Genomic DNA, 26,952 nt, shown 5'->3' with positions numbered 1-26,952 from the left:
TGCTCAGTCCGGCTTGGTGTAGCTGCGGAGCTCTTCCTCCATCGCCCACCCGTAGGTGATGAGCGAGTCGCCGGCAGCGGCGTCCAGGTCGGCGAACATCTCGGCCACCTGGGGGTCGATCGTCGCCGACGCCAAGGGCTCGAAGTCCAGGCACGGCGGGAAGGCGCCGTCGCCCTCGACCGAGAAGGTCTTGGCGACGTACCGGCTGGCGCCGACGCCGAAGCGCTTGGCCAGGCGGCGGCCCCACTGACGCTCCTCGCCCCCCGCCTCAACCTCGGGCCGGGGGTGGACGTCCTCGAGACGTTCGAAGGCGGCCATGGCACCGGGGTTGACCATGCGGCAGCCCAACAGCACGTCTTCGTCGGGAAAGGCCATCAGCGCCCGGTGGTAGTTGGCCGACATCACCGCTTCCAGCACGTCGTCCCGGTCCTCCGAGCGTCGCACGTAGGCCAGGCCCAGCAGCACCGCAGGGGTGCCGCCGATGCGCTCCAACGTCGAGTAGGAGTACCCCACCAGCGTCTCCTCCTGGCGGATCAGGGTGACGAGCACCCACTCCTCGCGCTGCTTGGAAAGCAGGCCGACATCGAAGCCGCGCTCGCACTCCGCTGCCAGGTCGGCCATCTCGGTCAACTCGGCATCGCTGAGCGCGGTGCAGTCCTTCGTGTAGGTCTCAAACGCCATGTAATCCCCCGTCTGGGCTGCAGTGGTGGCAACAACTAGTTGAGCGTCAATCGCACGAATATGCAAACCCGGGCTGTGCCCGAGCCGGCCAAATCGCGTTGCGAGAGAGCTCGATCGTCCGCGGGCCGAACGCTCACAACACGACCGCAGAGGTCCCGAGCAGCACGCGCAGCTCGGAGATCAGCGATGCCGAATGGTTGACGCAGAACGGCGGCCGCAGACGCACTTGGGACCCGCCCAGATCGATGTGAACCTCCGAGCGTCCGGGGAATTCGAGGATCACCCGACGCAGTTCCTCGACGAGCGCATCGTCGAGACGCGACGGCAGGATCTTCAGGTTGAGCGGGGTGTCCGAGGCCTCCTCGGCACCGTCGAACACGTCGATCTCGAAGGCGATGAACTTGGGCATGTCGTCGCGTTGGTCGACACGACCGTTGACGACGACCAGCATGTCGTCGTTCAGCTTGTGTCCGTGCTCGGTCATCGTGCGGGGAAAGACCATCACCTCGATCTGGCTTTGAAGGTCCTCCAGCTGGAAGATCGCCATCAGGTCGCCCTTCTTGGTCCACTTCCGCTGCAGGTTGGTCACCACCCCACCGATGGTGCGCGAGGTTCCGTCGCTCAGCTCGGTCAGCTCGGACAGCGGGCCGTCGGTGCGACGGGCCAACACCTGCTCGTAACCCATCAGCGGGTGATCGGAGACGTAGAGGCCCAGCATCTCCTTCTCGTGGCTGAGGCGTTCGGCCTTGTCGAACTCGACGTCGGTCACCGGGTGCTCGTCGATCGTCGGCTCGGCGCCGCCGGAGCCGAACAGCGACATCACGCCCATGTCGTGCTCGCGACGGCGGGCGACGATGTGGTCGATGCGCTCCTCCATCCGCAGCAGCAGCCCCTTGCGGGGTAGGCCGCAGGTGTCGAACCCGCCGGCTTTGATGATCGACTCGATCGTGCGCTTGTTGAGCACCTCGTAGGGCACCCGCAAGCAGAAATCGTCGAAGGCGTCGATCGGTCGGCCGTCGATCTCGCGGGGACCGAACGGGCCCCGCGCCTCCCGCTCGGTCACGATCAGGTCGACCAGCCCCTCCCCGACGTTACGAACGGCCGCTAGGCCAAAGATGATCGATTTGTCGCCCGGGGTGAAGTTGGCCGCCGACCGGTTGATGTCGGGCACCTCGACCGTGATGCCCATCGATCGGCACTCGGCCAGATAGACAGCCGCCTTCTCCAGCGTGTGGCTCACCGAGGTGAGCAGCGCCGACAGGTACTCCTCGGGGTAGTTGGCCTTGAGATAGGCGGTTTGGTAGGTGACCAGCCCGTAGCCGTAGCTGTGGGACTTGTTGAACGCATAGTCGGCGAAGCGTTCGATGATGTCGAACAGCTCCTTGCCCAGGGAGCGGTCAAACCCGGTTGCCTCGACGCCCTCCTCGAAGCTGGCTCGCTCCTTGATCATCATCTCGGGCTTCTTCTTGCCACACGCCTTGCGCAGGTTGTCCGCCTGGGCCAGGGAGTAGCCGGCGAAGCGCTGGGCCACCCGCATCACCGACTCCTGGTAGATCATCAGCCCGTAGGTGTCGGTGAGCACCTCCTCGGCCTCGGGATGGAAGAACTCGACCGGCTTGCGACCGTTCTTGCGGTCGGCGTAGTCGTAGTGCATGTTGGCGCCCATCGGCCCCGGCCGATAGAGCGCGATCAGGGCCGCGACATCCTCGAAGCTGTCCGGCGCGACCGCGCGGATCAGCGCCCGCATCGGTGGCGACTCCAGCTGGAACACCCCGATCGTCTCGCCCTTGGCCAACATGGCGAACGTCACCGGATCGTCGAGGGCGACGTTGTCGATGTCGACGTCGACACCGCGGTGCTGGGTGATCAGCTCGAGCGCGTCGGAGATCACGTCCAGGTTGCGCAGGCCCAGAAAGTCCATCTTCAACAGGCCCAGGTCTTCGCAGGTGTTGCCCTCGAACTGCGTGACGACCGGTGCGTCCTCGGGGTCGCCGCCCGACTGGGGCTTGCGCTGGATGGGCAGGTAGTCGGTGAGGGGCCCCTTGGTAATCACCACCGCAGCGGCGTGGATGCCGTCCTGGCGCCGCAGGCCTTCGATCCCCTTGGCGACGTCCATCACCTTCTTGGCGTCGGGATCGGTGCTGTACATGTCGCGCAGCTCGGTGGCCACCTTGTAGCCGTCGAGGTACTTGGGGTGCTCCTCCAGGCAGGCGTACAGGGGGGTGTCGCGGCCCATCACCAGGGGTGGCATGGCCTTGGCCACCTTGTCGCCCAACGAATAGGGGTAGCCGAGCACCCGGGCCGAGTCGCGCACCGCCGCCCGGGCCTTGATCGTCGAGAAGGTCACGATCTGCGCCACGTGTTCGCGGCCGTAGCGCTCGGCCGCATAGCGGATCATCTCGTCCCGGTAACGGGAGTCGAAGTCCATGTCGATGTCGGGCATCGACACGCGGGCCGGGTTGAGGAACCGCTCGAACAGCAGGTCGTAGCGAATCGGGTCCAGCTCGGTGATGCGCAGGCAGTAGGCGACCGCACAGCCGGCGGCCGAGCCCCGCCCGGGACCGACCCGGATGTCCTTGTCGCGGGCGTGCTTGATCAGGTCCCAGGTGATGATGAAGTACGCCGAGTACCCCATCGTCTCGATCGTGGTCAGCTCGTACTCGATGCGCTCGCGCACCTCGGGCTCGAGGATGGCACCCCAGCGCATGTGGGCGCCCTCGTAGGTGAGCGCCCGCAGGTACTCGGCATCGCTGTCGTAGCCCTCGGGCAGGGGGAACTGGGGCAGTTCCGGCTCGGGAAACTCGATCTCGAGATTGCAACGCTCGGCCACCCACAGCGTGTTGTCGCAGGCCACCTCCACCTCTCGGAACAGGTGGCGCATCTCTTGGGCGGACTTCAGGTAGTGGTCGGACCCGTTGAACCTGAAACGCTTCTCGTCGGAGACCAGCGAGCCGGTCTGCACGCACAGCAGGGCGTCATGGGCCTCGGCGTCGGCGCGGGTGACGTAATGGCCGTCGTTGGTGGCCAACAACGGGGCCCGCAGCCGTTTGGCGATCTCGATCAGCTGGGGGTTGGTGCGGTGCTGTTCGGGGATGCCGTGATCCTGGATCTCGACGAACAGGTTGTCGCGTCCGAAGATGTCCTGGAGCCGCCCAGCCTTTTCGAGGGCCGAGTCGAAGCTCTCGTTCATCAGCGCCTGGAGGACGTGGCCGCCAAGGCAGCCGGTGGTGGCGATGACGCCCTTGGAGTGTTGCGACAACAGCTCCCAATCGAGGCGGGGCTTGTAGTAGTAGCCCTCGAGAAACGCCTTCGAGCTCAGCTGGATGAGGTTTTTGTAGCCGGTGTGGTTCTCGGCCAGCAGGGTCAGGTGGTAGTAGAGCTTGCGACCGCCGTCGACCTCGCCTCCCGAGTCGTCGACCCGTCCCCGCCGCGACGGCCGCTCGAAACGGCTGTCGTAGGCCATGTAGGCCTCGGTGCCGATGATCGGGTTGATGCCCTGGGCCTTGGCCTCCTTGTAGAAGTCGAGCACCCCGTACATGTTGCCGTGATCGGTGATGCCCAGGCCCGGCTGGCCGTCGGCAGCGGCGGCGGCGACGACCTCGCCGATGCGGGACGCGCCGTCGAGCATCGAGAACTCGGTGTGCTGGTGGAGGTGAACGAACGAGGAATCAGCCATCGACCTGGAGAAACTACACGCTTGTGATCAGCGCCGCCGGGCGGTGATCGACCGTCGGCACTGCCGGAGCTGGGCCACCGCAGCTCGCCGGGCACCGATTCACAGGTAGCCGGTCGGTCCACGACCGGGCGCGTTGGTCGGCATCGATGTGCCCATCGGGCCGTCCTGGCCCCCGGGGGGCCCGCCGGGGGTGCCCAGCTGGCCGCGCACGCCCTCGAGCTGTTGACGCGCCGCCATCTGCTGGGCGACCAGCGTGGCCTGGATCCCATGGAACAGCCCCTCCAGCCAGCCGACCAGCTGGGCCTGGGCGATACGAAGCGTGGCCTCGGAGGGCACCTCGTCGCTGTCGAAATCGGGTGCCAGACGATCAAGCTCCTCGGCCAGGTTGGGCGACAGCGAGGCCTGAAGCTCGGCAATGGAGCGTCCGTAGATGTCGACCATGTGGTCGCGGGCCGCTTCGTCGAGGGGGGTGTTGCGTACCTCCTCCAACAGCTGCTTGACCATCGAACCCACCCGGATGATCTTCGCCGGCGAGTCGATCGTCTCGTCGTCGGACTGCTCCCCGTTGCCGTCGGCCGCGTCGGTCGTCGATCCCGGCGCCAACACCTCGGGCCGATCCTGGGCGACCGGCTCGGCGTTGGGCTGTGCTGCGGTCGTGGTGGGCTGCGGGGGTGTGTCAGCTGAGGGCATAGCCACCTAGGCTACCGAGGCGGCGCGAGGTGCAGCCGGGCGCTCTGCGACCGGGGGCGCTGCGCGCTCCGTGCGACTGCTCGACGGGCTGCGCGCCTTACCCGCCCCGGGCGACGATCAAGGGCACGAGCACCTCGGCGCTGGTCAACGAGCCGTGACGGCTCTGCAGCACAAACGGCCCGGTGTCGGCCGGATCGGAGAACGCCACCGGCTCACGGGCGACGAGCGCCACGTCACCGAGGCAGGCCGCCGCCGAGTCGGTGAGGCCGGGGCCCCACCAGCCCTCATCGATCGTCTGGGTGCGGGTGACCACCCACGCCTGATCGCCGTAGCGCTCCGCGCAGGCCGCCGCCAGCTCGGCTGTGGCACCCGGGCGGGCATGAAACCAGCGGAACCTGCCCTCCCCCGACTGGAAGTCGACCATCGACAGCACCTCGCGGGCCGGTTCGATGACGTTGTTGCCCACCTGCACCTGGCCGTGATCGGCGGTGACGACCAGCGCTGCGCCCTGGGGCAGGCCGGCGACGATCGCCCTCACCATCTGATCGACCGCCATCAGTTCGGCGTCGTAGTGCTCGCCCAGGCCGTACTCGTGGGCCACCTTGTCGATGCCGTCGTAGTAGGCGTACAGGAACGGCTCGCCTCGACGCAGGGTCTGGGCGACCTCGACCACCATGGTCGAGGGCATGCGGTAGCCCTCGAACCGGCTGGGCTGGAGGTGGGCCTCGGTGAAGCCGGTGGCGATGAACTCGGCCCGGGTGATCACCGGCGGCCGTTCGGAGCCGAATGCCTCGTGGGGCTGCACCCCGCTGGGAACGATGCTCTCGCGTGCGTCGCCCCGGGGCGTGCTCCAGCGCAACACGTTGAGGATCTGGCGTTGGATGGCGATGCGATAGCCGATCACGCCGTGGGCACCCGGCGACAGGCCGGTGGTGATCGACGTCAGCGCGGTCGCCGTCGTCGTCGGGCACACCGTGGTGATCGGCGTGCGCGGAAGCGACGTCAACGTCGGAGCCAGGTGCGCTCGCTCCTCGAGCTGGTCCCACCCCAGCCCGTCGAGCACCAGCAGCGCCACCTGGTTGGCCCCGACCAGCTCCTGGGGCATCCAGTCGGGCACCTCCCCAGACGGGTCCAACAGGGTGGGGACCACCCCGGTGACGCACGCACCGGAATAGTCGGGCAACAGGGGGTCGATCATCTCCGCCAGTCGATCACATCCGGCGGGGTGGATTCCACCATGGCCGCCTGCGGCCGGCCGGCTGGGGCGGGCACGTGTGCCGGGCCGTAGTGTTGCCCGGCATGAAGGTGTCCACCCGAGGTGACTACGCCAGCCGAGCTCTGCTGTCGCTCGTGCTCCACCAGGCCGATGGTCCAACGTCGGTGCGCGACATCGTCGAGAGGACCGGGCTCCCCCAGCCCTATCTCGAGCAGATCCTGTTGGCGCTCAAGGGAGCCGGGCTGGTTCGTTCAAAGCGGGGCGTCGGCGGCGGGTACGTCCTGGCCCGTGGCGCCGCGGAGATCACCCTCGCCGACATCGTGTCGGCGGTCGACGGGCCGATCCAGGCCGGCGACTTCGGCCTCCCCCACACCGACGGGGCCTGCGAGCACGAGGGCCAGTGCGTGCTCCTGGCCGTGTGGTGGGATGCCGGCGAGCGCATGCGGGAGTACCTCACCGGCTACAGCCTGGCCGACATGGCCGCGATGGCCCAGGGCGATGCGCCGTGGCCCGACGTCGCCGATCGGTCGGCCGGCTAGCGCTAGCGGGGTCCGGCCCTGCGACGATCGATGGCGTCACCGGTGGCCTCGACCGTGTCGACCGCCGGCCCCAGTGCGTCGAGCACGCCCTGAAGCTCGGTGGCCAGCGGCGAGGCGTAGGCCACCTCGTGACCGTCGGCGGGATGGGCGAAGCCCAGCGCCACGGCGTGAAGAAACGGACGGCTCAGCGGATGGCCCGGGAGGGGACGTCCGTAGGTGGGGTCGCCCACCACGTACCAGCCCAGCGACGCCAGATGGACCCGGATCTGGTGGGTGCGGCCGGTCTCCAGGGCCAGATCGAGCAGGCTGACCGCCGGCTCGTGCCACGTGGCGTTCAGCGAATAATGCGTCGTCGCCGATCGGCCCGCCTGCGTGACCGCCATGCGCAGCGGGTCCCGGCGGGACCGGCCCACCGGGGCCTCGATCGTGCCCTGCCGGGTCTCGGGACGCCCGTGCACCAACGCCAGGTAGCGCCGGTCCACCCGATGCTCAGCCATCGCGTCCACCAACGCTTCGTAGGCCGCCTGGGTGCGGGCCACCACCATCAGGCCTGACGTGTCGCGGTCGAGGCGGTGCACGATGCCAGGCCGTTGAGGCTCGCCGACCTCGGCGAGTTCCGGGTACCGGGCGAGCAAGGCGTTGACCAACGTTCCGTCCGGGTGTCCGGGGGCCGGATGCACGACCATGCCGGCGGCCTTGTCGATCACGATGATCGACTCGTCCTCGTCAACGACGTCGAGTTCGAGGTCGCCCTGGGGCAGTGGCAGCGCAGGACCGGTCGGGGCGGCGACCCGCAACTCGATTGCGTCGCCCGCCACCACGCGGCGGCTCTTGGTGGTGACCACCTCGTCGTCGAGACGCACCTCACCGGCGGCGATCAGCGTGGAGGCCTCCGAGCGTGAGCAGTCCCACAGCATCGACACGACGCGGTCGAGCCGTTCGCCGTCGAGCGGCGCTCCGATCGAGTGCGAGGTGACCCCCTCGGGCCGCTCCTCGCTCACCACCTCCAACTCACGCTTCACCCCGATCGCGGCCGATCAGAAACACGAGTGCCAGCGCCCCGCCGGTGATCGCCACGTCGGCCATGTTGAAGATCGGCCAGTTGGGCAGGCGCAAAAAATCGACCACCGAGCCCGAGAACCAGCCGTTCTCCGCCCGCACCACGCGGTCGGCGAGGTTGCCCAGCGCGCCGCCGACGACCAGACCCTGGATGACGACCGCCGGCCACGAGGTGTAGTGCCGACCGGCCCAGACGACCACCCCGACAATGACGATCGCCAGCACGGCGATCACCGGACCCGAGCCCGAACCGAGGCTGAACGCCGAACCGGTGTTGAACGCCAGCAGCAGCTTCAGCGGACCGAGAAAGTCTCTCGTGACTCCGGGCTCGAGCGCTTCGAGCGCCCACGCCTTGGTGAGCTGGTCGACCGCCAACACGATGGCGACGACGAGGGCGCCCACGCCGAAGCGGGCGGTGGTGGCGTGACGGGCGCGCGCCGCCGGCTGGTCGGCGCCGTGGTCGACCTCGGGCTCCGGCGTTGGCTCCGGCGCGAGATCCCCTTCGGGAGGAGCGTCTTCAGCGACGGCCAAACCCGCCGACCTTGTACTCCACCCGTTCGGTGGCCCACGGGATGGCCTCGAGCCGGGCGCGGGGGATCCGCAACCCGGACTCCCGGCAGATGCCGTATTCGCCGGCCTCGATGCGCTTGAGAGCGGCGTCGATCTGCTCGACCGCCGCCAGTGCCTGCTGGGACAACGCCAGGTCGCGCTCGCGCTCGACCGCCAGGCTGTCGCCCTCACCCGACTCCTCATCGAACTGGACGTCCCCCGGCTCGCGATTTTCCGACAGGGAGTCCGCTTCGGCCTGGAGCACTTCCGACTGACGGGTGTAGGTGGCCCGTTCCTTGATGAGTTCCTGGCGTTGCGCCTCGATGAAGTCGTCGTCGAAGGGCGGCTCCTCGGCGGGTGCCGGTTCGGTGGCGCGCCCGGCACGGGTCACCACGGCGCCGGGCCGGGGTACCACCGGCGCCACCTCGTCCTTCTGCGGCTCGGCGTCCGATCCAGCAGCGGTCGTCGACTTCTCCTCGGCCGCCTTCTTTGCGGGTGCCTTCTTTGCAGGTGCCTTCTTGGCCGGTTTCGACGAAGCTGATGAACTTGCCATGGTGCCTCCGAGGGGGCGAGTTCGTGCTGCGCCGAGGTAGGGGTTCCGACCACGAGCGGAGCGACGGGAGTGTACGAGGAGCCGACAGACTAACCACCCCGGCCGATGCGGCCCGGACTACTTGCCAAAGAAGCGGCGAATTCCCTTTTGGTCGTCATCCTCGTCGGCGTTGCCAAACTCGGCGAAGGCCTGATCCTCGTCTGGATGGTTGACGGCATCGTGCAGCTCCGACAGCGAGCGTTCGTCGCTGGCGAAGGCGCCCGGTGCTGCGGCGAACCCCGGGTTGCCCGGCTGGTCGTCGCCCAGGTCGACAAACTCGACACCGGCAGGCATCGCCGCCGGCTCGGCCGCTCGCGGCGACCCCGATTCGGTGAACGCATCGTCGGGCGCCTCAAACACCTGGCCCGTCGATGCCAGAGGCACCGCGCCGGTCGTTTCGTTGCCCTGTTGGGGGACCTGGGGTTGGGCACCCGTCAACTCGGCCTCACCGTCGAACGCCTGGAGCTGACCGGGAAGCCCACCCTCGCCGTCCAAGGGCAGATCCGACCCACTCACGTCACGGTACTCACCGGTCAGATCGCCAGCCTGATCATGTGCTGCGTCAAAGACCGACGGCGCGTCGGAGCCGCCTGGGGCCTCCCCGACCGGTGCGGCGTCCGCAGCGGCCAAGAGCTCGGAGAAGCTCAGGTCGTCGCGCGTGGCGTCGGCGACGGAGGCGATGTCTGCGGACGCACTGTCCGGGGCCGGGGCCTCGTCGGCGGGCGCCGGTTCGACCGGCGCTGCCACGTCCTCGTCCTCGTCGACCTGGGGTTGCACGATCGCAGTATGAGCCTGGGTCCGGTCGTCCCGGCCCTCCGGCTCGACGGCGCCCTCCAGCTCGGAGGCACCCTCGACCTCCGCGTCACCCTCGACGTCGGGGCCGCCGTCTTGGGAGAGGCCATCGGACCAACTGCCCGGCTCCCAGGTTGCGTCGGCATCGGAGGCGGCCGCCTCGGGCATGACCGAGCCCGGCACCGGAGCCGGCGAGCCGGTCGGCACGGCGGGGGCGGTCAGCTCCAGGGTGGGACGGAAGCGCAGCTCGTCGGGGTCGTCGAGTACCCGTCGTACCTCCTCGACCAACCGCTCGAGCACCGAGCGATACTCCCCCACCCGGCCCTCGAGCGAGTCGATGTCATCGGTCAGGGCCTCGGAGCGTGCCTCCTGCTCGCCGAGGAGGCGCACGTAGTCGGCCACTCGGGCGTCGTATTCATCCTCGGCTCGGCGGCGGGCGGCCACCAACAGCTCGTCGGCCTCACGCCGGGTGTCCGCCTCCAGGCGATCGGCCTGAGCGTGGGCCTCGGCCAGCAGGCGTTTGCTCTCCGAAGTGGCCACCTCGATCGCCGAGGCCGCCTCGGCGTTGGCCTTGGACAGGGCCTTCTCCGCCTCGGCCGAGGCATCGGACTCGATGCGGTCGGCGGTCTCCTCGGCGGCCATGATCGTGCGCGTCGCCCGGACAGCGTCCGATTCGGCGGGGGCCGCTGGAGCCTGAGCGCTTGCGGTGGCCAGCTCCTGTTCCAACTCGGAGGTGCGCCGCTGCGCCTTGCGCAGCTCGTATTGAACCCGGCCCAGTTCGGTCCCGACCTGGCCGAGGAAGTCGTCGACCGCGTCCTTGTCGAATCCCTTGAGCGAGTCGGGGAAGTCGATCTCGGCGATCAGCTCAGGCGTAATGTCCATAGCGGTCGAGCCTACCGGAGCATCGGGGCGCAGCGTTTCATGCTGGGCTTCGCGAGCTCGGTCGTCGCCTCAACTCAAACGACACCGTCCGCCCACCAGAGGCGCCGGTGTCGTCATCGCGGTGCTGGGCAAGGCTCTGAGCGCCGCCCAGCGCGGGTCAGCCCATTTTGCTGCGGAGGATGCCCTGAATGATCTGGATGCCGAACAGCAGCACCAGCGGGGACAGATCGAGCGCCATGTTGCCCAGCCGAACCGGCGGAATGATGCGTCGCAGGGGCTCCAGCGCCCAATCGGTGGCGCGTCCGACGATCTCTCGAATCTGGTCGATCACCCCGCCGCTCGGCGGAAACCAGCTGAGGATGATCCGGGCGAAGATCAACACCAGGAAGACCGTCAACAGGTTGTCGATGAGCGCGATCACGTTGCCGCTTTCGGCAGCGATGGTCGCATCTAGGAGCCACCCCGTTGGGTCAGTCGGCGACGATCGTCCTCGGACACCTCGACGTCGGTCGGAGTGAGCAGGTACACCTGACCACCGACCCGTTCCATCGAGCCGCCCAGGCCGTAACAGACGCCGCTGGCGAAATCGATCAGCCGGCGGGACAGGTCGCGGTCGGCGCCTTCGAGGTTGATGATCACCGGCTGGCGACGCTTGAAGATATCGGCGATCTGCTGCGCTTCGTTGAACGAGTCAGGCGTGACCTTCTGCGGCTTCAAGTTCATCGGAGCGGGGGGCGAGGGCCGCACGACGCTGCGCGGACGACGGTCGTCGCGCGGGGGCGTCGGCCGTGATGGGGGTGCCTGTGGAGGACCTGGAGGGCCGCCGGCGGCGCCTGCGTTGGGCAACATGCGGACGACACTTCCTTCGCTCATCGGGGCAGGATCGGATTCCTGGTCGTAGCCGAAATCATGCTGCGGAGGGGCCACGGGTCGCCGTACCGGCTGTCCCCCGGGCGGGGGGCCTTGCGGCCGGACGCGCTGCGCCCGAACCGGGGCAGCATCCGCCGCTTCACGTTCAGGCTCAAAGTCGTCGTAGTCCTCATCGGGCCCTAACCCGAGGTAGGACATCGCATTACGCCACATCCCGGCCATGGCAGCTCCTTCCGGGGGGTAAGTCAAGCACGCGACGGTCACCCATGGGCGGATCCCGGTCGACTTCCGAACAACATCGAGCCAAGTCGCACCGTTGTTGCACCTGCGGCGAGCGCCACATCGAGGTCAGAACTCATCCCGATGCAGCGTTCTGGCAGGCCGAGTTGATCGGCCTGGGCCACCAGCGATGCGAACTCGGCGGCGGCCAGCTCGGCGGAACCCTCCGTGGCCACCCCCATCAGACCGAGCACTTCGAGCCCCGCCTGACGCGCCGCCTCGACCAGGGGCTCGACCTCGTCGGTGGCGCATCCGGCCTTGTTCGGCTCGCCCGACAGGTTGCGCTGGATCAGCACCTGAGCGCCCGGCGACCGCGCAGCAACGGCGCGAACCAGCTTGGCCCGGTCGATCGTGTGCCACCATCCGAGCAGCGGGGCCAGCAGCTTCACCTTGTTGGACTGGACGGGGCCGATCATGTGCCAGCGCACGTCGACGCCCCGGTCGGCCAGAAACTCGGCCTTGCCGGCGAGTTCCTGGGCGTAGTTCTCCCCCAGGTCGCGATGGCCGGCGAGCGCGGCAGCCCACGCCACCGTCGGCGGGTGGGCCTTGGTGACCGCCACCAATCGCACGTCGCGCCCGGCCTCCCGGTCGAGGCGTTCGCGTAACGCGTCGGTCCGCTCGGCCACCTGTTCGGCCAGGCGGGCCACGTCGGGCGGAACGATGGTCGGGTCCACGCTCGGGTCGCTCATCGAGCGCTCCGGTCGCCGGCGACAGCGTTGAGGACAACCCATCGAGCGTCGAGGTCACGCTGCCGCATCGAGCCTCCAGATCACGCTGAGCTGTCGGGCCTGGTCACCGTGCGCCCGGTGAGAGAAGTGATCGTCGCCACACGCCGTGCACGGCGGGTTCGAAGCGACCAGCCTCACGCCGGCGTCGTCGGTCGCAGCGGTGACGGCGGCGCGCAGGTCGAGCGCCTCGGAGCCGGCGGCGGTGCGCGAGCAAACGTCGGGGCCGAAGCGGTCGGCCAGCCGCGCCAGCGGCTCGGCGCCGAACTCGTAGCACTCCGGCCCGATGCACGGGCCGAGGGTCGCGTCGATCGTCGTCGCACCCAGATCGGTCATCGAGCGCGCGACCGCGCCGATGATGCCCACCTCCAGCCCGCCCCAGCCACCGTGGGCAGCACCGAGAACGCCCTCGGGCGACCACAACAGCACCGGAGCGCAGTCGGCGGTGCGGATACCCAGGCCCACGCCGGTGAGCGCTGTCACCAGGCCGTCCGCCTCGATCGCTGAAACCGGCCGTCCAGCCGGGGAGAGGTCGGCTTCGGTGACGACGTCGACACCGTCGCCGTGCACCTGATGAACCGCAAAGATCGGCACCTCGAGTTGCGATCCGAGGCGCGCGACAGCAGCGGGTGCCGACTCCGACAGATCACCCTGAGCCCGCCCGGTGAAGCACCAGCGAACCGCTCCACCACTCGACAGGTCGACCCCGTCGATGGAGGGGGCCTCAGCGGAGGAAGGAAGGGACGTCGAAGTCGTCGTCGCCATCGAGGAAATCATCGTCACCAAAAACGTCGGCGATCGGCACTTCCTCGGGCGGCTTGGGCCGCCCTCGGGTGCCTTCGCGCTCTGGACCACCACCGCCCGACGGGGCGCCCGGCCGACCAGACGCCGGCTGACCCTGCGACGCCTGACCCGCAGGCGGGTGTCCGCCGTCGTCCCAGCGTTCGAACCCGGCGGCGATCACGGTGATGCGCACCTCGTCACCCATCTCTTCGTCCATAACGGTGCCGAAGATGATGTTGGCGTCGGGGTGGGCCACCTCGTGGATGATCTCGGCCGCCTCGTTGACCTCGAAGATCGTCAGGTCAGAGCCGCCGGAGATGTTCAACAGGATCCCGCGGGCGCCCTCGATCGCCGCCTCGAGCAGGTGCGAGCTGATCGCCTGGCGGGCCGAGTTGACCGCCCGGTTCTCTCCGGTGCCGTAGCCAATGCCCATCAGCGCCGAGCCGGCGTCGGACATGATCATCTTCACGTCGGCAAAGTCGGTGTTGATCATGCCGGGGGTGGTGATCAGCTCGGTGATGCCCTGCACGCCCTGGAGCAGCACCTCGTCGGCCATCTTGAAGGCGTTCATCACCGAGGTCTTCTCGTTGGCCACCGACAACAGGCGGTCATTCGGGATGACGATCAGTGTGTCGACCTTCTCCTTCAGCTTGGCGATGCCCTGATCGGCCTGCACCGAACGGCGGCGGCCTTCGAAGGTGAAGGGCCGGGTGACCACGCCGATCGTCAGCGCACCCATGCTCTTGGCCATGTCGGCGATCACCGGGGCGGCACCGGTGCCGGTACCACCGCCCTCACCGGCGGTGATGAAGACCATGTCGGCGCCACGCAGCGATTCTTCGATGTCGCTGCGGTGGTCCTCGGCGGCCTGACGACCGACCTCGGGGTCCGAGCCCGCGCCCAACCCTCGGGTGAGCTCGCGTCCGATATCCAACTTGAGGTCGGCGTCGGACATCAGCAGCGCCTGCGCATCGGTGTTGACACCGATGAACTCGACGCCCTTCAGGCCGGCGTCGATCATCCGGTTCACCGCGTTGCAGCCGGCACCGCCGACGCCGATCACTTTGATGACCGCAAGGTAGTTCTGCGGGTTGTGTGCCATGGGAGTTCATTCCTCCTAGGGTGAACCGGTCGGGAATGCCCGAACGGCGGCCAGGGCAGCTAGTGCTGCGACCTGCTTGGGGACCATTGTTTCATGCTCGGCAATCCCTTTTGGTGGACCCGTGCCTACCGTCACCTCGTACGCACCAAAAGTAGGTATCAAACCACCCAGCGCGCGCTGATGCCGACACCGCGCCGTCATGCCGGCGCACCGGTACAGGCGCTGTCGCGCCGCACGGTGGTCCGTGCGGTTTCGCTGACGTCGATCCGTTCCAGGCAGTCCGCTTCGACCTCGGTTGACATCAGCGTGGCGATCGATGCCAGCTTGCGCGGCAGGTCGTCGGTGCTTCCCACCTGCGCTCGCACACCGCGAACGAGGGCCAACTCGACGCCGTCGTCGTCGGCGCCCACCGACTCGGTCACAGCCACCAGGTCGGGTGACAGGGCGGCGGCCACGTCGACGGCCGGCCCGACCGGCCGGGGTACAGCGCCGCCGACCGACGGCTCCAACGTCGCTTCCAGACGCACGAGATCCTGAGGAGGTGTCTCGGCCAGCGAGAGCACCCGCCCGGTCGGCCCGACCAGGGCGGCGGTCCCGTCGGTGGTCGGGGCGTAGGCGACCGCCCGGTTGTCGCTGACCGTCACGGTGACCGTGCCACCCATCGACACATCGACCGCAGCATCGCCCATCCCCGGGAGCGCAGCGACGGCGTCGGTCAGCTCGGCATCATCCACCCGGGCCACCGGCGTCCCCATGAAGTCCTCCAACACGGCCGCTATCTCGGCGGCGGAAGCATCGTTGACACCCTTGACCTCGATCTCCTTGATGCCGAACAGCGGGCTGGCATAGACGACAAGCGCCCCGATGAGCAGCGCTGCGACGCCCGTCGCCCCGATCAGCAGCCGAAGCCGCCGCCGGGCCCGGCCCCGCGAAACGCCGATGCGTCGGGCACGCATGCGAGGGTCGACCGTCGCTTTTGCACGCGATGGGCTCCGGGATCGCCCGTTGCTCTTGGACCGGGCTGCGCTCTTCGGCTGCGCCGCACCGCTCGACCGGCCTGTGCCTTTCGACTGCGCTGTGCCTTTGGACTGCGCCGTGCCCTTGGCTCGTCGTGGACTGCCGGAGCCCTTCGCAGTGGCGGGCCGTGAGGTTCTGGCCGACGGTCGCCGAGCTCGACGCCCGGAGCCCTCGGAGCTCACGTCAGCTCCTCGAAGGGGGGAAAGCCGATCATCACCGTCTCAGCTTCCAACACGACGCCGCTGTGTTGGTGGACCATCCGCCGGACCTGCGCCATCAGGGCGTGCACGTCGTCGGCGGCGCCGCCCGGGTCGGCGACGATGAAGTTGGCGTGCTTGGGCGACACCTGGGCGGTGCCCACCCGCAGCCCCTGCGCTCCGGCATCGCTCACCGCCTGCCACGCCGATGATCCGGGCGGGTTGGTCCACACCGAGCCTGCGGTTCGCACCGTCTCCTGGAAGTCTCTGCGGTGTCGAAGGTGGACGGCGTTCTCGGCGGCGATGTCCTCGGGCCTGCCGGGTTGGGTGCGGAACCGGGCCGACGTCACCACGTCGTTGGGGCCCACCCGTGACCGTCGATAGCCAAACTCGAACCACTCGCTCGGCCGGCGGACCACCTCGCCGGTGCCCAGGTCGACCAGCTCGGCCCAGTCGAGGGAGTGCCGCACCTCGACCTCCCCCGCCCTCACCCCGGCGTTCATCCGCACCGCACCGCCGATCGAACCGGGGATGCCGGCCATCCAGGACAGGCCGCCGTGGCCGGCCTCCGCGCAGCGGCGCGCCAGGTCGGGCATCCGCACCGCACCCCCCGCCGTCACCGCAGAGGCCGCATCGTCGAACACGACGTCGCCGAGGGCACCGTCGCGGTCGAGATGCACGATCACGCCGTCGTACCCGGCGTCGGCGATGAGCAGGTTGGAGCCCTCCCCCACCACGATCAGGGGCACGTCGCTGCCGCCGAGGGCGGCGGCGAGCGCGCTCAGATCGTCGACCGACGCGACGTCGACCCAGATCGCCACCGGGCCGCCGACCCGATACCAGCTGGCCCGGGCGGCGGACGCGTCCAGCCGGACGCGCTCCCCCAGGCGCTCGGTCAGCCGGGCGGCCACCTCGTCGAGATCGGTCGCAGCGCTCACGGCGTCTCGATTACGGCGCCGGGGAGCACCGCACCGAGTTCCTCGGCGACCGCCGTGACGTCGCCGGCACCCATCGTCAGCACGAGATCGCCGGGTCGGATCAGGGCGGCCACGACCTCGACCAGGGTTGAACGGTCGGGGGCGTCGACGACGTCGGTTGCGCCATGGCGCCTGGCCGCCGCCGAGATCAACGTGCCGTCCACCCCTTCGATCGGGTCCTCCCGGGCGGCGAACACGTCGGTGACGACGACGACGTCGGCCACTGCCAGCGCTGCGCCGAAACGGTCGGCCAGGCGCTGGGTGCGGCTGTACAGGTGAGGCTGGAACACGGCGACCACACGCCCGCCCTCCCACCCGGAGGCTGCGGCCAAGGTGGCCGCCACCTCGGTCGGATGGTGGGCATAGTCGTCGATGAAGCTCACGCCCTTGGCGACGCCCCGATGCTCGAACCGACGACCGGTACCGGTGAAGGCGGCCACCCCGGCGGCGGCGCGGAACGGATCAAAGCCGAGCTCCCCGGCCAGCGCGACGACGCCGGCGGCGTTGGTGGCGTTGTGGTCGCCCGGCACCGACACCGACAGGGGGATCACCTCGCCGGAGGGCGACGTGAGGGTCGAGGTGGTACCGGTCACCGAGCGGCCGAGCACCTCGAGGCGCCAGTCGGCGTCCGATGCGGTGCCGAAGGTGATGACCCCCTCGACCGCCCTCCCCACCAGGGCCGCACCCGGGTCGTCCGCACCGGCCACCCGCACCGGCCGGGCGGGGCCGCCCGACGGCGCCTCGTCCGGGTCGGTCGCGCCGGCGCCCTCGAGGAACTCGACGTAGCCATCGATGACCCGGCCGAGCGTGCCGTGAAAGTCCAGGTGCTCACCCTCGGCGTTGGTCAGCAGCACCGCTGCTCGTGCGAGGGCCAGGTGGGTGTCGTCGGACTCGTCGGCCTCGACGACGAACCATTCACCGTCCCCCCAGCTGGCCGCGGTCTCGAGGGCGGGCACGGTCGAACCGACCAGCCAGCTCACCCGGGCGCCGGCGCTGCGGAGCGCCAGCGCCATCATGGCGGTCGAGGTGGTCTTTCCATGGGTCCCCGACACGGCGATCGACGGCCGCAGGCGCGTCAGGCCCGCCAGCGCGTCCGCTCGGGTCAGCACCGGCAACCCCGCCGACGTGGCCGCCACCCGCTCGGGGTGGTCCGCGCGGATCGCAGTGGAGCAGATCACAAGATCGGCGCCCTCGACATGGCCCGGATCGTGGCCGACGTGGGCGACGGCCCCAGCCTCGACCAGCCGGTCGAGCACCGGAGCGGACCGCTGGTCGCTGCCCGAGACGTGATGGCCCAGCTCGACCAGGATCATGGCCAGGGCCGAGATGCCGGTTCCGGCCAACCCGATGAGGTGGATGTGACGGGGCTCACCGCCCAGCCACCCGGCCACGTCGGACGCACTCGGGTGCCGGGGGCCGCTCGGGTCGCCAGCGTCGTTGCGGGGCAAGGTCATCGGTCGCCTTCGGCGGCCGATTCGACCAGGTCGGCCACGCGGGCGGCGGCGTCGGGGTGACCTTCGCCCCGGGCCGCTGCTGCCATCGTCGCCAGCACCGCCGGGTTCTCGATCAACGGCATCAGCTCGGCGATCAGCCGTTCGGAGGTGAGTTGATCATCGATCACCAAAATCGCTCCGCCCGCCTCAACCAGGCCGGCGGCGTTGGCCCGCTGGTGATCGCGGGTGGCGATCGGCAACGGGACCAGGATGGCGGGAAGGCCGACGATCGCCAGCTCGGCCACCGTCGAGCCGCCGGCCCGGGTCAGCCCCAGGTCGGCGGCCGCCAACAGGTCGCCAATCTCGTCGGAGTAGGCCACGCGGGTGTACACCAGCCCGCCCTCGGGCAGCGTCGGCGTGCGGAACTCCGGCTCGTCTCGCTCGTCCCAGTCCCGGCGGCCGAAAACGTGATAGATCGCCAGGTCGCTGCGGTCGGCCAGCAACTCGAGCGCTCCGACCATGGCGGTGTTGATCCGCCGTGACCCGAGCGAGCCGGAGAACACCGCCAGCACGGTGCGATCGGCGGGGAGGCCCAGCCGTTCACGGGCTGCGCCCGGCGGTGTTGACGCCGCAGCGATGATCTCGGGCCGCACCGGGTTGCCGGTGAGCACGGCGCGCGGCAGGTCGACGCCGGGGAACGCGGCAGCGCACGAGGTGGCGAAACGTGCGACCAGGCGGTTGGCCGACCCGGCCAGGGCATTCTGGTCGGCGATAACCAGCGGGATTCGAAGCAGCGCCGCAGACACCGCGCAGGCCACCGAAGCAAACCCACCGAGCGCCAGCACCGCCTTGGGGCGTTCTTTGCGCAGCAGCGCAAAAGCTTGAAACGCAGCGCGTACCAACCCCCACAGCGCCGCCACGTTGTCGACGGTCAGCGACCGCTGGATACCCCGGCCCGGCAACAGACGCACCGGATAGCCGCGCTCGGGGACCATCGTCACCTCGGGTCCGCGCTCGGCGCCGACGAACAGGATCGATGAGCGGGGGTGGCCGCGTTCGACCAGTTCCTCGGCGACGACCAGCCCGGGGATGAGGTGGCCCGCAGTGCCGCCGCCGGCGATCACCAGGGTCACCGTTGCGCTGGTCGGCTCGGCGCCGCTCATCGGGCGGCCGCCCTGGTGGCGCTCTCGGCCGAGGTCCGGGTCGGGACGGCCATCCCCTGGCTGCGGGCGATGTTGATCAAGATCCCGGCGGCGGCCATGGTGATGATGATCGACGAGCCGCCGTAGGACAGGAACGGCAAGGTGATGCCCTTGTTGGGCAGCGCCCCGGTGGCCACGCCCAGGTTGACAAAGGCCTGGATGCCGATCCAGGTGGCGATGCCGGTGGCGACCAGCTTGGAGAACCGGTCGCTGGCGGTTCGGGCGACGCGCAGCCCGGCGAAGAAGAACAGCAGGTACAACGCCTGCACGACCAGCGCACCGGCCAGCCCGAATTCTTCGCCGATGATCGCGTAGACAAAGTCGGTGTGGGCCTCGGGCAGGAAGCCGTACTTGGCCCGGCTGGTTCCAATCCCCGACCCAAACCATCCGCCCGAGGCCAGGCTGACCTGGGCCTGAAGCGTCTGGTACCCGGAGGTCGTCGGGTGCTCCCACGGATCAAGGAAAGCCAACATGCGTGCCCGGCGATAGCCCCACATCGAGGCGGCGGCACCCACCGCCAGGGCGGGTGTTGCATAGGTGGCCAGCCCTGTCGGTGTCGCGCCGGCCACCCCGAGGATCGCAAAGGCCAGGACGGCGAGCAGGACGGTCGTGCCCAGGTCCGGCTGCAACATCACGAAGGCGGCGAACACGGCGAGCACTGCCATCACCGGCCGAACGGTGCGCACCGGGTCGCCCATCTGATCGCGCCGGTTGGCGAGCAGGTCGGCGGCGAAGACGATGATGGCGATCTTGGCCAGCTCGGAGGGCTGGAACTGCACAAACCCCACGCCCAGCCACCGCCGGGACCCGTTGACCGTGACCGCCAACGGGTTGCCGGGAATGGCCAGCAGAAACAACAGCCCAAACGAGACGCCGACCAGTGGCAGCGCCAGCTCGCGCAGCCGACGGTGGTCGAAGCGCGACATCACCCACATCGCCACCGCACCCATCCCGACGAACAGCGCCTGCTTGGTGAAGAAGCGGTACGGGGTCCCGCCGGTGTCGAGCGACTTCACCGCGGATGCCGACAACACCATCAACAGGCCCATGGCGCACAGCGCCGCCACCAGCGCCACCAACAGCATGGCGGTTGGTGTCATCGGCTGGACCGGCGAGCGACGGCGGGAACGGCGCCCACCGATGAGACCACCCAACGAACGACCGGCGTTCGGACGCTGAGCCCTCGATCGATCGGGGCGCGAACGGTCGGCGTGCGCTGCGGGAGGCCGGTTGTTGCGCCGACCGCTGGCCGGGAAGGTGATGCCCATCAGCCGGCGGCCCCGGTGCGCAGGAAGTCGCCGTAGAACAGGCCGATCCCCAGCGCGGTGCACATGCCGGTCAGCAGCCACATCCGGATGATGACGGTGGTCTCGGGCCACCCCGCCATCTCGAAGTGGTGGTGGATCGGCGCCATCCGGAAGATCCGTCGGCCGGTGATCTTGAAGCTGGCCACCTGCAGGATCACCGACAGCGTCTCGATGACGAACAGGGCGCCGACGATCGGCAACAGCAACTGGGTGTTGGTGGCCAGCGCCAGGCAGGCCAGGCCGGTGCCGATCGCCAGGGAGCCGGTATCGCCCATGAAGATCTGCGCCGGGGCCGCGTTCCACCACAGGAACCCGACGCAGGCGCCCAGCATGGCGGCGGCGACCACCGCCACATCGAGCGCATCGGTCACCTGGTAGATCTCCGGGTAACGGAAGGTCCAGAACCCGACGACGACGTAGGCGGAGAAACCGAACGAGGCGGCTCCGGCAGCCAACCCATCGAGACCGTCGGTCAGGTTGACGGCGTTGGCCGAACCGGTGATCAACACGACCGCCCAGGCCACCCATGCCAGCTTGGGCAGCTCCCAGCCCGGCAGCGAGCCTCGGGTGAAGTTGATCGTGAGGGCGACGTCGGTGCGCGACGCCAGCGCCCAGGCGACCGCCACGGCCACGGTCAACAGCCCGAGCATCTTGGCCCGGCTGTTGAGGCCCAGGTTGCGCTCGTTGGCCACCTTGATCCAGTCGTCGGCGAGGCCGACAACGCCTGCCCCTGCGATCGCCAACATGACGTACAGCCCGGTGCGGGTGTACCCCAGGTTGCTCTCGGTACCCCGATACAGATTCGAGCCCAGGTAGCCGATCAGGCCACCGGAGACGATGGCGATGCCGCCCATCGTCGGGGTGCCGGCCTTGGTCGTGTGCCCCTCGGGCACGTCCTCGTGGATCGGCTGACCGATGCGGTGGTGCGTCAACCAGGCGATGAGAAACCTGGTGCCGAACAGCGACACGGCCAACGAGATCCCGGCGGCGAGGAGCAGGCGGATCATCGGGGGCCACCCGTCCGCCCACGCTCGGCCCACACCTCGGCGGCGACCGCGACGTCGTCGAAGTCCTCCACCCGGTCGGCGAAGGTCTGGGTGGTCTCATGGCCCTTTCCGGCGATGACGACCATCGCGCCAGGGCCGGCCTCGGCCAGTGCGGCTTTGATCGCCTCCCGACGGTCGACGATCAGTTCGGGAGCGGTCAGTTGGGTGTCGCTGGTGGCCACGCCCATCGATCCTTGCGCGGTCTGCTCCATGATCGCCAACGGGTCCTCGGAACGCGGGTTGTCCGAGGTGATGATCACCCGGTCGGCCCGCTCAGCAGCCACCCGCCCCATCTCCGGTCGCTTCTCAAGATCTCGATCGCCGCCGCAGCCGTAGACCACGGTCAGTCGGCCATCGGGGCCCAACAGTTCCCGGGCACTGTCGAGGACGCTGGACAGGGCGTCGGGGCTGTGGGCATAGTCGACGACGACCGCCGGGGCGGCGGAGCCGGTCGGGTCCCGGTCGAGTGGCACCACCTGAAATCGTCCGGGCGGACCGACGAGCCCGTTTGCGGCGCCGGCGACGAGGATCTCCTCGTGGCCGAGCAGCACCGCAGCCTCCAGCGCGGCGAGCACGTTGGACAGGTTGAGCCGCCCCGGCAGGGCAACCCGCACCCGGTGACCGCGCCAACCAAACCCCGAGCCGGTCGGGCTGAGTTCGAGGTCGTCGAGGTCGTCGAGCGCGTACCCGGTCACGGGCAACGCGCCGGCAGCGTCGCGCAGCAGCCGACCGTGGACGTCATCGATGTTGACCAGCGCGGCTGCCGCCCGGTCCGGTTCGAAGAGCCGTGCCTTGGCGGCGAAGTACGCCTCCTGGGTGGTGTGAAAGTCGAGATGGTCCCGGCCCAGGTTGGTGAACACGGCCACGTCGAAGCGCAGCCCATCGACCCGGTGCAGGGCCAGGGCGTGGGACGACACCTCCATCGCCACCGCGGTGACGCCGTCGTCGACCGCCGCTCGTAGGTGGCGCGCGATCTCGGGCCCCTCGGGTGTCGTCCGAGCGCCGGTCAACGTGCCCATCGACTCCGCTCGCTCGCCGAGGTTGTCGAGCAGTTGCGCCAACAGGCTGACGAAGGTCGTCTTGCCGTTGGTCCCCGTCACCCCGACCAGCGCCAGCTCGGTGCCGGGGTGACCGAAGATCGCCTGGGCGGCCGGCCCCATCGCAGCGCGCGCGTCGGTGACGACCATCTGCGGCACTGCGATCCCCTCGATGAGTCGTTCGACCATCACCGCCACCGCCCCGGCATCGACCGCAGCGGCGACGAAGTCGTGTCCGTCCGAACGGTCGCCCCGAACGGCAACAAACAAGGTCCCTGGCCCCATCGGGGCGCGGCTGTCGAAGGCAACGTCATGCAGCGGAGGATCGTTCGGCGACGTGCTGCCGGGTACCACCCGGCCGCCGACCAGCTCGGCGAGGCCGAGCAGCGGGAGGGGGCGCCGCCCGGCGCTCGGTCGCTCAGCCATCGGGCGTTCCCTCCGCCAGCTGGTCATCGTCGACTGACACCTCGCCATCGCCGTCGACCGCTCGATCGCGGGCACCGCCGGAGCCTTCCGCCGCTGCCCGTTCATCCTCCGGGGTGGTGCGCGGCGGCGCCGGCGGCGCCGGGGTTGCCCGCACCGGCCCGTCACCCTCGTCGTCACCGGACTCGGCGCGTGGAACGCTGGGGCGGTCCGGGGGGATCTGCAGGTGGGTCAACCCGGCCTTCGCCAGCTCGTTGAACACCGGCCCGGCCGCCGATGCTCCGCTGAGGTGGTTCTTCGGTTCGTCGAGCAACACCGTGATCGACAGCTGGGGATCCGAGGCGGGCAGGAAACCCGAGAAGACCGTGTTGTAGCGGTAGCTCCCGCCGCCCCAGTCGTAGCGTCCCGTATCCGGGTTGGGTTTGCGGGCGGTACCGGTCTTGGCCGCCACCGTGTAGCCCGGCAGGCTCCACTCCGATGCGGTGCCGTCGAGCACCACCTGCTGGAGCGCCAGGTTCATCCACCGGGCCACCTCGGGGCGGATCACCCGGCGTTCCTCGCCTGCGGGGACCGGCTTGGCGGTGCCGTCGGGACCGCCGACCTCCTCGATCAACCTCGGCGGGACGTACAGCCCCTCGTTGGCGATCACGTTGTAGGCCGACCACAGCTGCACCGGGGTGACCGCGATGCCCTGTCCGATCGAGATCGACGCCAGATCGGTCGGGTACCAATCGTCGGAGGACGACAACAGCCCCCGGGATTCGCCGGGGAGGTCCAGCTCGGTTCGAGCGCCGAATCCGAACGAGCGCAGCAGTTCCTCGAGCCGTTTCGCCCCGACCCGTTGACCCAGGGTGATCGTGCCGATGTTGGAGGACTGGGCGACGATCTGCTGGACGCGCCAGGGCTCGGTCGGGTGCCAGTGGCTATCGGTGTAGTCGTGGTCGCCAACCTTCAGGCTCGCCGGCACCATGATCTGCTCGTTCGGGTCGGTCTTGTTGTCCTCGTAGGCGCCGGCCACCGTCACCACCTTCATGACCGATCCGGCCTCGAACGCCGCTGCGAAGGCCATGTTGTAAATCACCGGCGACACTTCGCCCGTGTCCTGGTTGCGGGCGACGTTGGCCACGGCGAGCAGCTCGCCTGTCCGCGGGTCCCCCATGATCGCCACGCCGGCGTTGGCGCTCTCGCTGTCGACCGCTGCGACCAACTGCCGCTCGGCCTCGTATTGGAGCGTCTGATCGAGCGTCAAGGTGACGTCCTCGCCCGGGATTGCGGGAACGGCCTTGTGAGGGGCGTTGGCGATGCCCGACCCGTCGGGCGCCCGTTCGACGATTCGTTCGCCCGGGGTGCCGGTCAGCTGGTCGTCGAGCGTCTTTTCGATACCCGAGGTGCCCGCCCCGTCGATGTCGGTTCGGCCGACCACCGCAGAGGCGAGCGACTCGGCCGGGTTAACCCGCTGCTGGTCATCTTCGATGAAAAAGCCGGCGATGCCGGCCTTTTGAAGCTTTTTGAGGACGGCCTCGCCGGTGCGCGGATCGATCTGGCGAGCAACGTAGGTGAAGCGCGAGTTCGAATCGCCCAGGCGCGCGGCAAGCTCGTCGGCGTCGACGTCGACCTCACCGGCGATGATGTCGGTTGCCTTCCCGGGGTCGGTCACCCGCTTGGGGTCGGCGATCAGTGTCACCATCTGAACCGACAGCGCCAGGTCCACCCCGTTGCGATCCCGGATCGTGCCCCTCGGACCGGGCAGGTCGTCCATCTTCACGCGCTGATTGGTGCCCAGGTTGAGGTAGCGGTCGGGCGAAATCACCTGAATGTTGACCAGCTTGACCGTGACCAACACCGACAGCAGGGCGACCACCCCGACGAGGGCGTGGTAGCGATTGCGCTCAGAGTACCCAGGGGCGCCCCGGGCGCGGTGGTGAGCCCGCCTGGCCACGAACCGGGTGTGAAACCGTTCGCTGACCCGATCCCAGATCTCGGCTGCGCTGTCGGCGCTGTCGTGCCCCCACGTTCGCGCCGCGTCGGCGGCGAGGCGGGACCGCTCGCCGGGCTCACGCTCGGATCGCGGACGCGCCGCGGCCCCCGCTACGGACTCCGAAGCGGGTGGGCGGCCACCCCGAGCGTCGCTGCGCCTCTCGGGCGCAGCCCGACGCGGCGTAGGCGAGGCCCGCCGCGTGCGTGGCCGATCGCCGCCGGTGGGCGGGTCGACGGTCATCCTGAAACACCTTCGGCCGGTCCGCTCTCCGTGGGAGCGTCGGACGCCGCCGGATCGTCGGGGACCGCCGCATCGGCCGAGGGCGCTCCGGGCTGATCGCCCAGCGTCCGGACGATCGGCTCATCGGGGGCGGCGGCGGGCGAGGGATCGAGGTACACCACCTCCGGGGCGGGCACCATGCCCAGCTCCTCGGTGGCGCGTCGCACGATGGCGTCCGGGCTCTCGAGCTCGGCCACGTTGCGGCGCAGGTCCTGGTTCTCACGCATCACTTCGGTGCTTTGGTTGGCCAGGTCGTCCAGCTCGCGCTGACGTTGCAGCATCACCACCTGCAGGTACAGCACGCTGAGCAGCAACGCCATCACGGCCCCGACCGTGCCGACCATGATCACGACGGTGCGCCGGCGGCGACGCTCGAGAGTGCCATCGAGGACGCGCAGCTTCGGCCGTTGTACCGACGGGACCGGACGAGCCCGGGACCGCGCAGGGCGGGCCAGCGCGGTCACGAGGCGCGGCGGCCCTTCTCAAACACGCGCATCCGCACGCTGGCGGCCCGGGGGTTGTCCGCCACCTCGGCATCGCTGGCGAAGAGCGGCTTGCGGGTGATCAGGCGGCCCTCAGGGGTGGAGCCGCACACGCAGGGCAGGCCGGACGGGCAGCTGCACGCGCCGCGATCTGCCCGACGGAAGCGGTCCTTGACGACGCGATCCTCTCCAGAGTGGTAGGCGAGCACGGCGACCCGGCCGCCGAGCACCAAGCGGTCGATCGTCTGATCGAGTGCATCCACGAGGCTCTCGAGCTCGTCGTTGACCTCCATGCGGATGCCCTGAAAAACCCGCTTGGCCGGGTTGCCCCTCCGGCGCACCGCCGCGGGGGTGCCGGCCTGGGTGGCCTCGACCAGGTCGTCTGTGGTGGTCAGCGGACGCCGCGACGCGATCTCCGCTGCCACCCGACGAGCGGCGGGCACATCCCCGCCGTCGGCGAGGATTTTGGTCAGTCGGTCGATCGGGTAGGTATTCACAACCACCTCCGCGGTGAGTTCCTGAGTGGGGTCCATTCGCATGTCGAGCGGACCGTTGAATCGATAGCTGAAGCCGCGCTCGGGCCGGTCGATCTGCGGGGACGAGACCCCGAGATCGAACAGCGCGCCCACCAGGGGCTCGTCGGTGCGGTCCAACAACTCGCCCAACTGGGCGAAGTTGGCGTGTTCGAGGCGCACCCGGTCGCCGAAGCGCCCCATCCGGACCGCCGCCACTGCGAGCGCATCCGGGTCGCGATCCACGCCGAGGAGGGTGAGGTCGCTGCGGGCGTCCAGCAGCGCTGTGGCGTGGCCTGCTCCCCCGAGCGTGGCGTCGAGCACCAGCCCGGCCGGCACCTCTTCGAATGCCTCGAGCACCTCGTGTCGCAGGACGCTCCGATGGGCGAAGTCCGCGTCATCGTGGCGTGCGCGGTCACCTTCCATTGCGGCCTCTTTCGGTCAGCCGGTGTGTGTTCCCGGCGCTGGACAGCCCCTCGACTGGACGGCGTCTGCCGGGATGTCTCCCCGGTCAGACTGGATGGGCAGCGGGCGGAGTTCGGTTGGTCCATCCCGCCAGTCGAGGGGCTGTGCAACGCCGGAATGGCGGCACGGTCCCGTGAGGTATGAGGGTGCAGGTCGTCGATC

Annotated in this window: 24 protein-coding genes; 1 reads left to right on the top strand and 23 read right to left on the bottom strand. The window is 69.4% G+C overall.

Annotated elements, in window-relative coordinates:
- Positions 1-3: 3 nt before the first annotated feature.
- The 4 genes from IPN02_15280 to IPN02_15265 form a co-directional block, all read right to left on the bottom strand.
- Entirely contained in the window at positions 4-681 is a 678-nt protein-coding gene (locus IPN02_15280) for a hypothetical protein (GenBank protein MBK9298165.1), read from the bottom strand.
- A gap of 133 nt (positions 682-814) precedes the next feature.
- Entirely contained in the window at positions 815-4,357 is a 3,543-nt protein-coding gene (gene dnaE / locus IPN02_15275) for a DNA polymerase III subunit alpha (GenBank protein MBK9298164.1), read from the bottom strand.
- 99 nt (positions 4,358-4,456) lie between these two features.
- The gene (locus tag IPN02_15270) at positions 4,457-5,047 is read right to left on the bottom strand and encodes a DUF2587 domain-containing protein (GenBank protein MBK9298163.1); all 591 of its coding nucleotides are present in this window, start codon (positions 5,045-5,047) and stop codon (positions 4,457-4,459) included.
- Between the two features lie 97 nt (positions 5,048-5,144).
- Entirely contained in the window at positions 5,145-6,245 is a 1,101-nt protein-coding gene (locus tag IPN02_15265) for an alkaline phosphatase family protein (protein MBK9298162.1), read from the bottom strand.
- A 101-nt stretch (positions 6,246-6,346) separates the two neighbouring features.
- Between IPN02_15265 and IPN02_15260 the strand changes: the two genes are divergently transcribed.
- Positions 6,347-6,802 carry an Rrf2 family transcriptional regulator gene (locus IPN02_15260; GenBank protein MBK9298161.1) on the top strand — a complete coding sequence of 152 codons (456 nt, stop codon included), beginning with the start codon at positions 6,347-6,349 and terminating at the stop codon, positions 6,800-6,802.
- Positions 6,803-6,804: 2 nt separating this feature from the next.
- On the opposite strand, the gene IPN02_15255 is transcribed toward IPN02_15260, so the two are convergent.
- The 19 genes from IPN02_15255 to rsmH form a co-directional block, all read right to left on the bottom strand.
- Complete coding sequence (locus IPN02_15255) at positions 6,805-7,719, bottom strand: RluA family pseudouridine synthase (GenBank protein MBK9298160.1); 915 nt, start codon at positions 7,717-7,719, stop codon at positions 6,805-6,807.
- 94 nt (positions 7,720-7,813) lie between these two features.
- The gene (lspA, locus tag IPN02_15250; protein ID MBK9298159.1) at positions 7,814-8,392 is read right to left on the bottom strand and encodes a signal peptidase II; all 579 of its coding nucleotides are present in this window, start codon (positions 8,390-8,392) and stop codon (positions 7,814-7,816) included.
- Positions 8,379-8,963, bottom strand: a complete 585-nt coding sequence (locus tag IPN02_15245) for a hypothetical protein (GenBank protein MBK9298158.1) — start codon at positions 8,961-8,963, stop codon at positions 8,379-8,381. Before IPN02_15245 ends, lspA begins: the two co-directional genes overlap by 14 nt.
- Positions 8,964-9,080: 117 nt before the next feature.
- Positions 9,081-10,676 carry a DivIVA domain-containing protein gene (locus IPN02_15240; protein ID MBK9298157.1) on the bottom strand — a complete coding sequence of 532 codons (1,596 nt, stop codon included), beginning with the start codon at positions 10,674-10,676 and terminating at the stop codon, positions 9,081-9,083.
- 157 nt (positions 10,677-10,833) lie between these two features.
- Positions 10,834-11,097 (bottom strand): YggT family protein, encoded by a 264-nt coding sequence (locus IPN02_15235; GenBank protein ID MBK9298156.1) that lies wholly within the window; start codon positions 11,095-11,097, stop codon positions 10,834-10,836.
- Between the two features lie 29 nt (positions 11,098-11,126).
- On the bottom strand, positions 11,127-11,549 hold the full coding sequence (locus IPN02_15230) for a cell division protein SepF (protein ID MBK9298155.1): 423 nt from the start codon (positions 11,547-11,549) through the stop codon (positions 11,127-11,129).
- A gap of 257 nt (positions 11,550-11,806) precedes the next feature.
- Positions 11,807-12,514 (bottom strand): YggS family pyridoxal phosphate-dependent enzyme, encoded by a 708-nt coding sequence (locus IPN02_15225; GenBank protein ID MBK9298154.1) that lies wholly within the window; start codon positions 12,512-12,514, stop codon positions 11,807-11,809.
- 54 nt (positions 12,515-12,568) lie between these two features.
- Positions 12,569-13,315, bottom strand: a complete 747-nt coding sequence (locus tag IPN02_15220; GenBank protein ID MBK9298153.1) for a polyphenol oxidase family protein — start codon at positions 13,313-13,315, stop codon at positions 12,569-12,571.
- The gene (gene ftsZ / locus IPN02_15215) at positions 13,275-14,435 is read right to left on the bottom strand and encodes a cell division protein FtsZ (GenBank protein ID MBK9298152.1); all 1,161 of its coding nucleotides are present in this window, start codon (positions 14,433-14,435) and stop codon (positions 13,275-13,277) included. The genes IPN02_15220 and ftsZ overlap by 41 nt, the downstream gene beginning before the upstream one ends.
- Before the next feature lie 197 nt (positions 14,436-14,632).
- Positions 14,633-15,391 carry an FtsQ-type POTRA domain-containing protein gene (locus tag IPN02_15210; protein MBK9298151.1) on the bottom strand — a complete coding sequence of 253 codons (759 nt, stop codon included), beginning with the start codon at positions 15,389-15,391 and terminating at the stop codon, positions 14,633-14,635.
- Between the two features lie 239 nt (positions 15,392-15,630).
- Entirely contained in the window at positions 15,631-16,587 is a 957-nt protein-coding gene (locus IPN02_15205; GenBank protein ID MBK9298150.1) for an FAD-binding protein, read from the bottom strand.
- The gene (murC, locus tag IPN02_15200) at positions 16,584-18,080 is read right to left on the bottom strand and encodes a UDP-N-acetylmuramate--L-alanine ligase (GenBank protein MBK9298149.1); all 1,497 of its coding nucleotides are present in this window, start codon (positions 18,078-18,080) and stop codon (positions 16,584-16,586) included. The genes IPN02_15205 and murC overlap by 4 nt, the downstream gene beginning before the upstream one ends.
- A complete protein-coding gene (locus tag IPN02_15195; GenBank protein MBK9298148.1) occupies positions 18,077-19,222 on the bottom strand; it encodes a UDP-N-acetylglucosamine--N-acetylmuramyl-(pentapeptide) pyrophosphoryl-undecaprenol N-acetylglucosamine transferase in 1,146 nt (381 codons plus the stop codon). The genes murC and IPN02_15195 overlap by 4 nt, the downstream gene beginning before the upstream one ends.
- Positions 19,219-20,361 (bottom strand): putative lipid II flippase FtsW, encoded by a 1,143-nt coding sequence (ftsW, locus tag IPN02_15190; protein ID MBK9298147.1) that lies wholly within the window; start codon positions 20,359-20,361, stop codon positions 19,219-19,221. Before ftsW ends, IPN02_15195 begins: the two co-directional genes overlap by 4 nt.
- 167 nt (positions 20,362-20,528) lie before the next feature.
- The gene (locus IPN02_15185; GenBank protein MBK9298146.1) at positions 20,529-21,575 is read right to left on the bottom strand and encodes a phospho-N-acetylmuramoyl-pentapeptide-transferase; all 1,047 of its coding nucleotides are present in this window, start codon (positions 21,573-21,575) and stop codon (positions 20,529-20,531) included.
- Entirely contained in the window at positions 21,572-23,077 is a 1,506-nt protein-coding gene (locus tag IPN02_15180; protein ID MBK9298145.1) for a UDP-N-acetylmuramoyl-L-alanyl-D-glutamate--2,6-diaminopimelate ligase, read from the bottom strand. Before IPN02_15180 ends, IPN02_15185 begins: the two co-directional genes overlap by 4 nt.
- Positions 23,070-25,292, bottom strand: coding sequence for a penicillin-binding protein 2 (locus IPN02_15175; GenBank protein ID MBK9298144.1), 2,223 nt, complete (start codon positions 25,290-25,292; stop codon positions 23,070-23,072). The genes IPN02_15180 and IPN02_15175 overlap by 8 nt, the downstream gene beginning before the upstream one ends.
- Positions 25,289-25,675: a septum formation initiator family protein gene (locus tag IPN02_15170; GenBank protein MBK9298143.1), complete on the bottom strand. Its 387-nt coding sequence runs from the start codon at positions 25,673-25,675 to the stop codon at positions 25,289-25,291. The genes IPN02_15175 and IPN02_15170 overlap by 4 nt, the downstream gene beginning before the upstream one ends.
- Positions 25,676-25,791: 116 nt before the next feature.
- The gene (rsmH, locus tag IPN02_15165; protein MBK9298142.1) at positions 25,792-26,751 is read right to left on the bottom strand and encodes a 16S rRNA (cytosine(1402)-N(4))-methyltransferase RsmH; all 960 of its coding nucleotides are present in this window, start codon (positions 26,749-26,751) and stop codon (positions 25,792-25,794) included.
- Positions 26,752-26,952: the final 201 nt, after the last annotated feature.

The sequence above is a fragment of the Candidatus Microthrix subdominans genome (assembly GCA_016719385.1).
Classification (GTDB): domain Bacteria; phylum Actinomycetota; class Acidimicrobiia; order Acidimicrobiales; family Microtrichaceae; genus Microthrix; species Microthrix subdominans.
This window is presented reverse-complemented; position numbering and strand designations above follow the sequence as displayed.